Origin of the sequence: Roseibium sediminis (assembly GCF_008711325.1) — a bacterium.
Classification (GTDB): Bacteria; Pseudomonadota; Alphaproteobacteria; order Rhizobiales; family Stappiaceae; genus Roseibium; species Roseibium sediminis.
Genome location: NZ_VXDB01000001.1, coordinates 58,713 through 71,856 on the forward strand (window position 1 = coordinate 58,713; position 13,144 = coordinate 71,856).

Here is a 13,144-nt window from a genome sequence, read left to right on the forward strand (position 1 = left end):
ACGATGGCTATTCTTGAAGCAAAACACCTGCGCAAAGACTACCAGGCGGTCAATGTCATCGCTGATCTGAATCTGGAAGTGCGCGAAGGCGATTTCACGGTTCTGGTTGGCCCGTCCGGTTGCGGTAAGTCAACCCTGCTGCGCATGATCGCAGGCCTTGAAGACATCACAGGCGGCGAACTTCTGATCGACGGGCGTCGGGCAAATGACCTGCATCCGCGCGAACGCGGGATCTCGATGGTGTTCCAGTCCTACGCGCTCTATCCGCATATGAGCGTTCACGACAACATCGGCTTTGGATTGAAGCTGGAAGGCAAGTCGAAGCAGGACATCACCAAAGCGGTGCGCGAAGTCGCCGATACGTTGCAGCTGACCGACTATCTGGACCGCAAGCCGTCGCAGCTTTCAGGCGGTCAGCGTCAGCGCGTTGCCATCGGCCGGGCAATTGTGCGCAAGCCTCGGATCATCCTCTTCGATGAGCCCTTGTCAAACCTTGATGCGAAGCTACGTGTCGAGATGCGCATGGAGCTGATGAAGTTTCACCGCAACCACAACATCACGACCATCTATGTCACCCACGATCAGGTGGAAGCGATCACCATGGCCGACAGGATCGCGGTTCTGGAAAAGGGCAATATCCGCCAGTTCGACACGCCGCGCGTTCTCTTCGACACACCGGCCAATCCATTTGTGGCAAGTTTCATCGGCTCTCCGCAAATGAACCTGTTTGATGTCACAGCGCAAAACAATTACGTGGTGAAGACCGCAGAAAACAGCGAGATACGGTTGCCTGATGTCAGCCTGGCCCTGCTGTCGGATGCCAAGGTTATTGGCATTCGCCCCGAACATCTGAAGCTACAGTCCGAAGCCACCGGAGCCGGGCTCTCGGCAAAGGTCGACCTGATCGAAAATCTGGGAGACGAGAGCATCATTCACCTGCTGGCTGGCGAACAGCGGATCACGGCCCGCTCTCATGAACCGGTTGACTGTCAGATCGGTGAAACAGTTTTTCTGGGCTTCGATTCCACCCGCGCCCATTTCTTCGGCGACCAGCAAAACCGCTTGAGCAGATGACCGACCCGCGCCGGTCGCTCCTGTGACCGGTGCCGGACCTGTGTCCGCTCAAAGCTCCCAATCTGCGAAGGGTTCACCGATCAGCTGTAGGTTTTGGGCAGCCTCTCCTTCGATACGCCGGATAAGCAGCCGCGCCATGATTTCTCCGGCCTCGGCCAGATCTTCGGAAATGGTGTCGACCCGAGGCCGGCAAAAATCCAGAATTGAAGACGTTTTTCGCGAGACGATATCAACATCTCGCCCAACCTCGACACCCGCACTCATCAAGGCATCAACCATCGCCAGCGTCCCGATATCGCTGGATGAAATGATCCCGTCCGGCAGTTTACCCGCTTCGACGGCCCGCAGCACCGCTTCATGGATCGCACCTGCATAAGGAGTGATCCCTGGCACCGGCTCAAGGCACCCAAACTGCACTCCGGTCTCCCGAGCAGCCCTGCGCAAACCCGCCATCGCAAATTCAAAATAGGTCAGCCCCACATCACGGGAGGCAATCGCGACATTCTTTCTCCCCTTGCTGGCAAGGCGTTGCGCGGCCAGATAGGTGAAGCGTTCGTTGTCGAAATCATAATAGGCATGCGGCACTGCCAGATTTGTCCGCCCATGTGTGACAAACGGGAACTTCAGCTCCTGCAAAAGGCGAACCCTTGGATCTTCCGGCAGCGTGTCGGCAAAGATGATGCCATCGGCCCGGCGAAATTCGGCGATGGAGCGAAGGGTCTCCACCTCATCGGCGCCCGGAAAGGTCACATTCAAGGAGAGCTCATAGCGAGTGCCACGCAAAGCAGTTGCGACACCGGAGACAATCTGGCGCTCGAAGTCGGAAATGTCCTCCGACTGGTTGAACGCGACCATAATCACATAGGTTCGACCTGTCCGCAGCCCCACCCCGGACCGATCCGGACGATAGCCGATTTCCTCAGCTACCTGGTGAATGCGCTTGACCGTTTCCTCACTGAAATTTCCATCACCGCGCAACGCCTTGGAAACAGTCGTGATCGCCAATCCGGTCCGTTCGGCTATCGACTTCAGCGTCGGTCGTCTGCTGGTTTTTCCGGATCGCGGCTTCTCGGTCATAAGTCTCTGTAATTCATAAACTTCCTAGAAGTGAGCTTAGTATCCTATCGGCAAAAATGCGAGGTATTTTCTGGTTATTTTGGTCCTTATTGGCTGCAAAAAGACAAAGAATCCCGCCCTAAATAATCAGCAGGCCAGATCAGGAACTGAAAATGCGGGCCCCGTCGGTGTCAAACGTGTTGTTGAGCTCGTTGAAGAAGGTCTTTTCGCTACGGAAAACAGACCAGAATCTCAGGCCACGGATGATCCGACCTTCTGTCCGGAGGCGAGGGCGTCAATATAAAACCCTTGCACAAACTCCACCCCGAGTTGACTGACGTAATCAAGCTGGTCCGGCGTCTCGATCCCTTCAACGACCACCTTGCAATCAAAGGTGCGCGCGATGCCGACCGCAGCTTCAAACAGCAATCTGTCCCGCCGGTCCCCCATTGCCGCCCACAACAGTGACTTGTCTATCTTGATGAACTCCAACGGCAAAAGACGCACACAGGCCAACGCAGAATAGGCAGTCCCGAAATCATCGAGAGAAACCCTGAAGCCAAACTGCGCGATCTGGTGCAACAGCTCTATGAGCTCGGGCTTTTCAATGAGCTTGTCCTCGGTAACCTCGATCACGATCTTGCGCACATCCCGCCGCAAATGACCTGCAAGTCGCTGGAACTTCGCGAAGGTCGACGCATCGATCAGCTGTTCTGCGGAGAAATTGATGCAAAGACACTCACCTGACCATTTGGTCGACTGGTGATTGAGCGCCAGATCCAGCGTCAGATCGGTCAGATCGGAAAGATAACCCGACTGGCTGGCAAGATTGATCGCAAGGTCCGGAGGCACAAACTTCCCGTCTTCAAGACTCGGAATTCGGATGAGCGCCTCTTGCCCCCATGTCTCCCTGTCGCAAACACGAAGGATAGGTTGCCGATGGAAAAAGATGCTTCGGCTTGCCAACGCCTTTTTCAGCGACCGCTCGTACATGGCCTCGCGCTGATAGGCTCGCTCGAACTCTGAATTGTAAGGGATGGTCCGACGTCGGCCGGAGCGTTTCGCGTTGTAGACAGCCATGTCCGCCCGGGCCAGCAGCAATCCGGCATCATCACCATCGTCGGGATATGTTACGACGCCGATGGAAAATGTTGTCTCGTGCTGGGTGTTGAGAACCGAAACCGGCCGCTCGAAGAGGCCGTGAATATGCTCGGCCCGAGAGACCGCGTTTTGCTTGTCGTGATCGCGCAGAAGCAGAACAAACTCATCACCACCAAAGCGAAAAACCAGCACATTTTCGGTCTCGAGAGTTCGAAGCCGACGGCTTACGCGCTTGAGAAATTCATCTCCTACGCTGTGCCCGAAAGTGTCGTTGATCAGCTTGAACTTGTCAGCGTCCATAAAAAGAATGGAGAGAAACCGTTTCTCTGAGGTCGCCCGATCAATCTCGCGGGCAAGTGACAAATCAAGCTGCCGACGATTGAGCAGTCCTGTCAAACTGTCCCGCGCCGCCTCGTTCTCCAGCGCAAGGTGCAGTTCGTGAAAGCCATTTGCCAGAACCGAGAATTCCTCGCTCTCAAATTCGGCAGCGACAATTCTCTCCGGTTTATACTTGAGAAAGGTCATGAACTTGTTGATGGGCGCAATAACGATCGCCTCAATGCGGCGTCGACTCCGCACCACCCCAAAGATAAAGATAATATATATGAAACAGATATTTAGATACCAAACACCGGTAATGGAATCCAGATTGAACCGGGCAGGGGCGTACCAGAACCGCAGTTCACCCAAAAGCGTGTTCTCTCCGTGATAGATGCGCGCGGTATGATCTGCGTCCCTTCGAGACTTCGTGGGTGTCTCTTGCTTCGGCTCCGAAATCAGAACAACACCATAGCGATCAGTAAGTTCAATCGCCTCGAACATGCTGGAGTTCACCGCCGATACGATACTCCCGCGCAAGGCGTCGTGGTCGAAGTAATAAAGCTGGGACTTTGCGAATGTACTCAGCGCCTCTACGGCAACCTGCCGGTTGGCCGAAACTTCCTTTTGCGTTGCCCAGGACGCAAAATACACGGTCATCAAGAGAACGATGGTCAGCAACAACGCTGTCTGCATAGCGATGCCGGTGACGATCTGACGGCGTATGGACGGGCGTTTTTTCATATTACGGGATACAGGCTTTCGGATCGACGGGTTCGAGATTTGCGGCTTGCAGGAACACACCGTCACCAAGCCGGAATTCTTCGGCGACAACAAAGGTGCGCGTGACAACGGAAACCGGAATGATGTGGCCGGAGGCGGTCAAACGACGTTCCAGATCAAGAAGGATCTGGTGCCGCTTTTCCATTGTGTCCTGCTCGAGAGAGGCCGCGAACAGCTGATGATAGGATTTGTGGGTTTCCTCGTCGGTAATCCGCTTGTCTATGATGCCGCGCAGGACATGCTGCGGATCAGGAGACAAGGTCCCCCAAAGGAAGAGGCCCACTCCGAAATTCCGCTCATCAAGATTGCGGTAGTATTTCTCCCCCTCTCCTGCAGGTCGTGTTTGGACTTCGAAGTAGCCTTTCGACAACATTCCCGCCACGGCCTGTCCCAAAGAATAGAACTCATGATTTTCCCTGAGCGGGAGATCAATCACCAGCTTGCGATCATTGCTGTAGCCCGCCTCTTCCATCAGGACCCGAGCCTTCGACACCCGCTCTTCGTAAGGGATGGACCTGTTCGCCAATACCGGCCCATCATAGCCTGAGACAGGAAGCGTCAGCCCGGACAGAATGCGCGTTGTCGCCCCCATTAGCGGCTCGCTGGCAATGAACTCATACTCGATCAGGAGCGATATGGCCTCCTTGACACGGGGATCCTGCAGCGCGGGGATTGTCTGGTTCACGAAGAGATATGTGAAGACGCGGTCTGGCGACCCCTTCGGGGCTGTAATCTTGAATTTCCGGATCTGCTCGGAATTGTTCAGCAAGGGAGCCACTATCCGTTTCGAATACCGGTCCAACCCATCAATCTTCCCATTGAGAAAGAGGCCCACGGTTGCCTGGCGGGGGTTATCCAGAAGATAGCGCACGGCCTTGATCGGCACTCGCTGACCGGAACAATAAAACGGATTTCTGTGAAGAAGGATCTCGCTGCGGTCCACCGAAGACACCACATAGGGCCCTGACGTGACACGCCAGATATCCGGAGATGGCCACTTCATCTTGCCGCTGTCGATCCAGTGCGTGGGCAATGGTGTGTAGTTCTGCGAAACCAGTGCCTCAAGAAGCAAGTCCGCCGGACCATCTGTTTCGATAACGAATGTCTGCTCATCCGGCGCGTGAAGACCCAGCGTCTCAAGCGGTTGGCCAAGTTCGCGAACACCCCGCCCACCCTTGATCATTTCGGATAGATGCGCATATCCCGAATTTCCCGTGAAGGATGTCGAGGGATCGAACAGGGACCGGAACCCGGCGACGAATTGCTGCCCCGTGATCGGCGCACCGTCGGACCATCTGCAGCTGGTATCCAGGTGAAATGTGATGGAGCGATTGTCGGGCGCCAAAGTCCAGGATTGCGCAAGCGAGGGCGAAACCTCTGCCGTCCCGTTATAGCGCACCAAAGTGCCGAGATATTCCCTTCCAACCCGCAAGACCGGGGTGAATGACATGTTGACCGGCGTAAAACTGCTTTCCTCCAGTTTCAGACTTGAAGAAAGCGTCACCTCGCAAGTGCGTTCGCTGGCGTGCGTTTGCCGCAACGGAAAACATGCCATTGGCAACAATGCAAATAATAAAATAGCGGATTTAGTCCGCAACGAAAAACTGGTCATCTGAGGATCCTTGGCTGGAAAATCAAAAGATCGACTCTAACAAGCACCACTATTACCCAAAGTCACAAAGATCACAAAATCAAGCAATCAAGACTGATATTCTTTAATACGTCACAAATATTAAATATATAAAAACAAAAATCAAATATTGGCATTGTTATTTTTTACAATATTACGATCACTTGATACGGAAAAGTTCTGAAGCGAAATTATTTCCACCTAAATTATGCATAAAAATCAAAGTGGATTCTGGTGGTGCAATTTGAAAGAAATATAGAGAAAAAACACCTACATCGGGTGTTTACTTTAAATTCAAAGAAACCTTGCGCAAATTTCTATTCTCCACTTAAATCATACTGAACTCTGACAATGGGTATCATTTGTCTGATGACTTGTTGGCGCCGCTTCATCGTCCACCTTCACTGAGCCGATCATTCACGCGATCACTACACAGACATCTGTAAAGGCTAATGGCGACAGTACGGAACATGCGTAAACCCTCTATCGCAGGATCCTGTGGCTTGATGCTGGTTCTTGGGTGCATGATCGCAGCCCTTGGCATGTCATCCGCTTTGAACGGCACATGGCAGCTGCATATTGGCCAAAGGCTGATAGATACCGTCGCAGCAAAAAGCCTTGAATACGATCTGATCTCCCGACCGGAAATGCCGGGTTCAAAGCTGGTTGCAAGTCTGGCAGCAAACGGGAGCGAAGGCGGGCCGGTTTCGGTCTCGGCGCTCAGGTTATCCCGAACCGATGCGACTGCAATGTCAACCGGGATGCAATCTCCTGCGGCCATGCAAAGCGGCATGACCGGGCTCGCCACGCTTTTTGGCGAGATCTGCGAGGTCAATCCCGAAACAATTCTGGCAGGCTTCACAATGGCAGCCGATCTTCTGCAAGCTAAAACAGTTCTGCTTTTCGGACATCTGCTCGGAATGGGCATGGGCCTGACCACAACCACCTATTTGGCGTTCTTCTACCTTGCCGCGATCCGTAGGGGATATCAGGAAGTCGGCTCCAATAGCCGTGCACGTTCTGCAGCCTTCTGGATGCGGGTAGGGCTTTTTCTGGTTTTGGCCACCGGCATAGGTCTGATGATCAACCTGCATCTAACCAGCAACGAGCTGGTCTACGACCCGAAACTCTGGGTGAAATTTGGCGTTACCGGAGCGCTTCTGGCCACCATGGCGCTGTTTGGTTTGTTCGCAAGCCACCCGCAATTCCTGAATGACGGCAGGCCCCTGTTTGAGGCAACCAGTCTGCCGGGACGAACCGTCGCCATCATTCTGTTCGGAGGGATTCTGGCCAGTTGGTGGTATTTGCTGGCTCTCGGAATATCGAGAGAATACAGCTTCACACTCAATGGCCAGACCATGTTGCTGGGCTACGCCTACGGGCTTGCCATCGCCATGGCGCTGGCGATTTTTATGGCGCTCTTTGCAGGCCTTTTCCGCCCCAGCTCGGTGAGCAAGCGCAAATACATGCATCAGGCGTGACGCAAGCAGCTTCGCTCACAGCGAGGCTGACGTCGCCCTGCGCCCGGTCGTCAGGCCATTCACCTTCTCGATGATGGACGCGGCATCAATGCCAAAGTGACTGTAGAGGTCACCGATCGTGCCTGTCTGGCCGAAATGCTCCACGCCCAGCGGAATCGTGCGATGACCGCATACACCGCCAAGCCAGGAAAGCGTTGCAGGATGACCATCGATGACGGTGATCATCTGGCAATGCGACGGCAAATCGCCAAGCAGACGTTCGATATGCGACAGGGCAGTCTTGTTGCCTCTTGAACGTGCCCGCTGGGCCGCCGTCCATCCGGCGTTCAGCCTGTCTGCAGAGGTCACCGCAAGAACTCCAACATCTCGGCGGCTATCGGAAAGCAGGCCCGCCGCGCGAATAACCTCAGGCGCCACCGCGCCCTGATAGGCAAGCACAACATCGCAGTTCGGGCCGGGTTTACGCAGCCAGTAGGCCCCATCAATGGCCCCACGACGGAAATCGTCATCAGCCCGCGTGCCCGGTTGCTCTATCGGATTGGTGGTCAACCGAAGATAGACCGAACCGCCGGTTTCGTCTCGCAGCCAGGTTCGCTCGTCAGGATCGCCCTCGCCATCGCGCTGAAGATAGTCGAAGGCCCATTCCATGATGACGGCCAGCTCATCGGCAAAGGCAGGCTCAAAGGCTGCAAGACCGTCCTGACTCATCCCGATCAACGGCGTTCCGATTGACTGGTGTGCCCCGCCTTCCGGGGACAGCGTTACGCCGGAGGGGGTGCCCACGATCATGAAACGGGCATCCTGGTAGCAGGCATAATTCAGGGCATCGAGGCCACGGCAGACAAAGGGATCATAGACTGTCCCGATCGGGATAAGCCGTTTGCCAAACAGGGAATGAGATAGGCCTGCCGCCCCGAGCAACAGGAACAGGTTCATTTCCGCAATGCCAAGCTCGATATGCTGGCCTTGCGGTGTAAACTCCCATTTAGCCGTCGAAGGAATGCGATTTTCGATGAACGCATCAGACTGCTCGGTCCGCGCGAAAAGCTTCCGCCGGTTGACCCACGGCCCGAGATTGGTCGTCCCGGTCACGTCCGGTGAAGTCGTCACAATCCGCTCAGCCAGAGTGCTTGAGCCCTTGGACAGATCATCGAGGATTTTGCCGAAAGCCATCTGTGTCGACAACTCAGTTCCCTTTGGCGCCTCAATGGCCGGAACATCGACCGCAGCATCGTGATAACGGCGCGCGCCTTTTGAGAAAAACGGCACCTGATCCAGAAACGCCTTCAGCGCAGAAACATCTTCAACCGTCGCAAAAGGCTCCCACTCCGCGCCTTCTGCAACGCCCATATGCTTCTGCCATTCGGACATCTGAGTGCTGTTCATCAGCCCGCCGTGATTGTCCTTGTGTCCGGCAATCGGCGTGCCCCATCCCTTGACCGTATAGGCAAGGAAACAGGTCGGGCGGTCATGGTCGATGGAAGCAAAGGTTTCCGCCATGGTCTCGGTGCAATTGCCGCCAAGATTCTCCATGAGATCCGCCAATTGATCATCGCTGCGCCGGTCGAGAAGCGCGGTGACATCGCCCTGATCACCAAGATCATCCATCAGCCGTTTGCGCCAGACAGCGCCGCCCATGAAAGTCAGGGCGGAGTAGTCCTGGTTGGAACAGGCATCGATCCACTGACGCAGCTTTTCGCCGCCCGGTTCCCTGAAGGCCGCACGCTGCAGGACACCGTGCTTTACCCGAACGACATCCCAGCCAAAGGCGTCAAAGATCTTTTCGACACGATCAAACAGACCCTCGCGGACGATACCGTCAAGAGACTGGCGATTATAGTCGATGATCCACCAGCAGTTCCGCAGATCGTTCTTCCAGCCCTCCTGCAGCGCCTCATAGACATTGCCTTCGTCCAGCTCCGCGTCCCCGACAAGAGCAACCATGCGCCCGAGCGAAATGTCATCGCCCCATGACTTGGCTTTGATGTAATCCTGAATGATCGAGGCAAAGGATGTGATCGCAACACCGAGGCCGACCGATCCGGTCGAAAAATCCACGTCATCGACATCCTTTGTGCGCGACGGGTAGGACTGAACACCTCCGTACCCTCGAAAGTTTTCCATCTTCTCGCGGCTCAGGTTGCCCATCAGATATTGCATGGCGTGGAAGATTGGAGACGCATGCGGCTTCACCGCGACCCTGTCTTCCGGCCGAAGCGCCGAAAAATAGAGCGCTGTCATGATCGACACCATTGAAGCGGAACTTGCCTGATGCCCGCCAATCTTGATCCCGTCCACCTTCGGGCGGATGTGGTTGGCGTTATGGATCATCCAGTGCGACAGCCACAAAAGCCGTTGCTCAATGGTCTTCAGGTGGTGAATGGTTTCAGTCATGGCCAGCGATCCTCAATTTTCATGAGAGTACCGCAGGTTACTTGGTTTTTTCACCCATTTCCGCTAGACATCCATACACTTGGCGCAGATTTCCGGCGTCAAATACAAAATTTATAGCGATATCGATCACAATGACGACGAGCCTTGACACTATCGACCACAAAATCCTGAAAGAGCTGCTGGCTGATGCTCGTTTGACGCATCAGGAACTGAGCGAGCGGATCGGCCTGTCGCCATCACCCTGCGCAAGGCGGATCCGGAAGCTGGAAGCAGACGGTTACATCACCGGTTACAGCGCACGGATCGACGAAGCGGCGATGGGGTTCGGGGTCAGTATCTTCGTTTCGGTGAAGCTCGATCAGCAGGTCGACAACAAGCTTGTGACCTTTGAGCAGGAACTGACGAAATGTCCAGAAGTGGTCGATTGCTGGCTCATGACGGGCAGCTTCGACTATCTCTTGCGCGTTGCTGTGCGCGATCTCAATGAATATGAGAGTTTTCTGACACGCCGCCTCACCAAGATCCGCGGCGTTGCCTCGATCGAATCATCAATTCCGATTCGCCGGGTGAAATATCAGCCGGCGCGTCTTTCCTGATCAAGCAGGAAAGACGCGCCGGTCTTTGTCCTGTCAGACGGTAACCGGCTTGCCGCTGGAATAGGACAGGGTTGCCGCATCCGCGAGCAACTGGGCACGCAAACCATCCTCGATGCTCGGGGACGGCGCGCGACCTGCCTCAAGACACTCCACAAAATGGCGCATCTCGGCGAGATAGGCCGCCTCATACCGCTCAAGGAAGAAGTGCTTGGCAGGAGCCGCCCGAAAGCCGTTCGGCCCGGCCATTTCAACCGTGTTCTCGAGCATGTTGGCTGCGCGGAGCATGCCTTTGGAGCCATGCACCTCAAGGCGCTGGTCATAGCCATAGGTGGCACGGCGTGAATTGGAAATCTGGCAGATCTTGCCACTTGCAGTGGTCAAGGTCACTGCAGCCGTATCAACGTCTCCAGCCTTTCCGATTTCCAGATCAACCAGAGCAGACCCGACCGCATAAACCTGAACCGGCTCTTCGCCGAGGAGGAAGCGCGCCATATCCAGATCATGGATCATCATGTCCCGGAAGATGCCCCCGGAGCTCTTGATATAGCTGACCGGAGGGGGCGACGGATCACGCGAGAGGATTGTCACGATCTCGACATCGCCGATCTCGCCACCGGCAATTCGCCTCTGAACATTGGCAAAGTTTGGATCAAAGCGGCGATTGAACGCGGTTAAAAAAGCAACGCCCGCCTCGGAGACCGCCTTCATGCAATCGCGGATGCGATCAGCCGACATATCGACCGGCTTTTCGCAGAAGATTGCCTTGCCGTTTCGGGCAGCATTGTGAATGAGGTCGTAGTGCGTATCCGTCGGCGTGCCGATGATCACCGCATCGATATCAGCGGCGGACAGGATCGCATCAGCGGAACGAACCTCTGCGCCGCTCTGGGCTGCCAGAGCTTCCGCAGGATCAGGAAAGGCATCTGCAACGGCAACGAGACGCGCAGAGCGCAGGGACGCAATAGACCGGGCATGAACCTGCCCGATGCGCCCGCAGCCAAGCAAACCGATATTGACCATCATTTATCCCTTTTGCGAACCGCCAAAAGCCTGAAGGACTCGGCGTGTTGCCTCCACCAGCGGTTCATGTGTTTCCTTGAGGATCGTCACCCTGTCGAACCGGGCAGGATCACGGTTCACCGCTTCCCGCAGAGCCGATCCGAATGCCTTTCGGAGTTCCGTTCCGATATTGAACTTGCAGATCCGCGAGGTCGCTGCAAGATGTTGTCGCTGCGCAACAGGAACGCCGGACCCGCCATGAATGACGAGTGGCACCTTGGTCACGGCTTCGATTGCGCGAATGCGCGCCTCGTCGAGGCCACCTTCCTTGTTTTCCTGAAGATGGACATTGCCGACGGAAATCGCCATCGCGTCCACTCCGGTCTCCGCGGCAAATTTTGCGGCCTCTTCCGGATCCGTTCCCTCCGAGGCTGCGCCTGTCGCGTAACCGACAAATCCGATTTCACCTTCGCAGGAAATACCAGCCGAATGTGCCATTTCAGAAATCCGTGCCGTTTCTTCGATATTCTGCGAAAGCGGTTTGCGAGAGCCGTCAAACATCAGCGACGTGAACCCGCTGTCGAGCGCCTGCTTGCATTCCTCGAACGTGTAGCCGTGATCAAGGTGAGCAACGACCGGCACGCTTGCGCCTTCGGCGAGATGGCGGAACATCTTGCCGAGGATCGGCAGCGGCGTGTGCTCGCGGCAGCTGGGCCCGGCCTGCAGGATGACCGGCACCCCTTCGGCCTCGGCTGCAGCAACATAAGCCCGCATGTCTTCCCAGCCCAGCGTCACCAGCCCGGCAACGGCATATCCGTTGGCAAGTGCTGGCTGCAGGACTTGCGAGAGCGTCGCAAGGGTCATTTGAACTTCGCCACCATGTCCTTGATGCCCGGGATCGTTTCGATCTGATAGGCGTGGGTCGGCTGGAAATACTGAACAAGCGAACGCTGGCTAAGGCCACCCAGAATGGTGAAATAGTACATTTCATAGCCCGGCATCACGGCACAGGGGTGATAGCCCTTGTCGATCATGATCGTGGACCCATCCATCAGCTGGTAAGCATCGCCCGGCTTGCCTTCTTCCCGCTGCAGGATCTGGACGCCGGACCCATGGTTGGGGCGGAAGCGGAAATTGTAGGTCTCGTCATGCCGGGTTTCATGCGGCAGGCGGTCCGTGTCATGCTTGTGCGCCGGAAAGCCCGACCAGCCACCCTGCCCGACGGTGAACAGCTCGCTGACGAGAAGACGGCCAACTTTGCCATGCTGTTTCTGACCGAGAATGTGTTTGATCTTGCGGTGGGTCTTGGTGTCGTCCGAGCCATACTGGACCAGATCAATTTCCGCCACGCGAACATCAAAGGGATCGAGGACCTTGTCGTACTTGGCCCCGGCAATGAAAGTCTCGGTCTCGTCCGACTGGCAGACAATCGTTACCTTGGCTCCAACCGGCACATAAACGCCTTCCGGCTCACCGTCCCACACGTCCACACCGCGATTGCCAAGCTTGTCGAAGGTAACGCCCTCAACATCTACGGACACGGTTCCCGTTGCCGGAACAACGCAAGTCTCATAGCCAGGCACCTGGTATTCGAACGCTTCGCCCTTCTTCAGCTTCACGATATTGAAGTAATTCAGAGGAACGAGCGGATGCTCGGCGTCCACGATCGGCTTGTTCTGGTTGTCGTGCGGAGCGATATGCATGGGACTGCC

At 55.6% G+C, this 13,144-nt stretch carries 11 protein-coding genes; 4 read left to right on the forward strand and 7 right to left on the reverse strand.

Features of this window, described 5'->3' with window-relative positions:
- The first annotated feature begins 3 nt into the window (after window positions 1–3).
- The gene (locus F0155_RS00240; RefSeq protein WP_150522462.1) at window positions 4–1,074 is read left to right on the forward strand and encodes an ABC transporter ATP-binding protein; all 1,071 of its coding nucleotides are present in this window, start codon (window positions 4–6) and stop codon (window positions 1,072–1,074) included.
- 48 nt (window positions 1,075–1,122) lie between these two features.
- Here the strand turns inward: F0155_RS00240 and F0155_RS00245 are convergent, their stop codons facing one another.
- The 3 genes from F0155_RS00245 to F0155_RS00255 form a co-directional block, all read right to left on the reverse strand.
- Window positions 1,123–2,151, reverse strand: coding sequence for a LacI family DNA-binding transcriptional regulator (locus tag F0155_RS00245; RefSeq protein ID WP_150522463.1), 1,029 nt, complete (start codon window positions 2,149–2,151; stop codon window positions 1,123–1,125).
- Window positions 2,152–2,382: 231 nt separating this feature from the next.
- Entirely contained in the window at window positions 2,383–4,293 is a 1,911-nt protein-coding gene (locus F0155_RS00250; protein ID WP_150522464.1) for a putative bifunctional diguanylate cyclase/phosphodiesterase, read from the reverse strand.
- A 1-nt stretch (window position 4,294) separates the two neighbouring features.
- Window positions 4,295–5,782: an ABC transporter substrate-binding protein gene (locus F0155_RS00255; RefSeq protein WP_161599734.1), complete on the reverse strand. Its 1,488-nt coding sequence runs from the start codon at window positions 5,780–5,782 to the stop codon at window positions 4,295–4,297.
- Here F0155_RS00255 and F0155_RS23330 point away from each other — a divergent pair.
- On the forward strand, window positions 5,781–5,948 hold the full coding sequence (locus F0155_RS23330) for a hypothetical protein (protein WP_161599735.1): 168 nt from the start codon (window positions 5,781–5,783) through the stop codon (window positions 5,946–5,948). The two genes, F0155_RS00255 and F0155_RS23330, sit on opposite strands and share 2 nt — an antisense overlap.
- 484 nt (window positions 5,949–6,432) lie before the next feature.
- Entirely contained in the window at window positions 6,433–7,443 is a 1,011-nt protein-coding gene (locus F0155_RS00260) for a hypothetical protein (RefSeq protein ID WP_150522466.1), read from the forward strand.
- Window positions 7,444–7,458: 15 nt separating this feature from the next.
- On the opposite strand, the gene F0155_RS00265 is transcribed toward F0155_RS00260, so the two are convergent.
- On the reverse strand, window positions 7,459–9,837 hold the full coding sequence (locus F0155_RS00265; RefSeq protein ID WP_150522467.1) for a 1-deoxy-D-xylulose-5-phosphate synthase N-terminal domain-containing protein: 2,379 nt from the start codon (window positions 9,835–9,837) through the stop codon (window positions 7,459–7,461).
- Window positions 9,838–9,968: 131 nt separating this feature from the next.
- Between F0155_RS00265 and F0155_RS00270 the strand changes: the two genes are divergently transcribed.
- Window positions 9,969–10,433 (forward strand): Lrp/AsnC family transcriptional regulator, encoded by a 465-nt coding sequence (locus F0155_RS00270; protein WP_150522468.1) that lies wholly within the window; start codon window positions 9,969–9,971, stop codon window positions 10,431–10,433.
- Between the two features lie 33 nt (window positions 10,434–10,466).
- Here F0155_RS00270 and iolG read toward each other — a convergent pair whose 3' ends face one another.
- From iolG to F0155_RS00285, 3 genes are read right to left on the reverse strand one after another with little or no spacing between them, the layout of a single operon-like run.
- On the reverse strand, window positions 10,467–11,456 hold the full coding sequence (gene iolG, locus F0155_RS00275) for an inositol 2-dehydrogenase (RefSeq protein ID WP_425299907.1): 990 nt from the start codon (window positions 11,454–11,456) through the stop codon (window positions 10,467–10,469).
- Window positions 11,457–12,296 (reverse strand): class II fructose-bisphosphate aldolase, encoded by an 840-nt coding sequence (locus tag F0155_RS00280; protein WP_150522469.1) that lies wholly within the window; start codon window positions 12,294–12,296, stop codon window positions 11,457–11,459. It abuts the gene before it with no gap.
- Window positions 12,293–13,135: a 5-deoxy-glucuronate isomerase gene (locus F0155_RS00285; RefSeq protein ID WP_150522470.1), complete on the reverse strand. Its 843-nt coding sequence runs from the start codon at window positions 13,133–13,135 to the stop codon at window positions 12,293–12,295. Before F0155_RS00285 ends, F0155_RS00280 begins: the two co-directional genes overlap by 4 nt.
- Window positions 13,136–13,144: the final 9 nt, after the last annotated feature.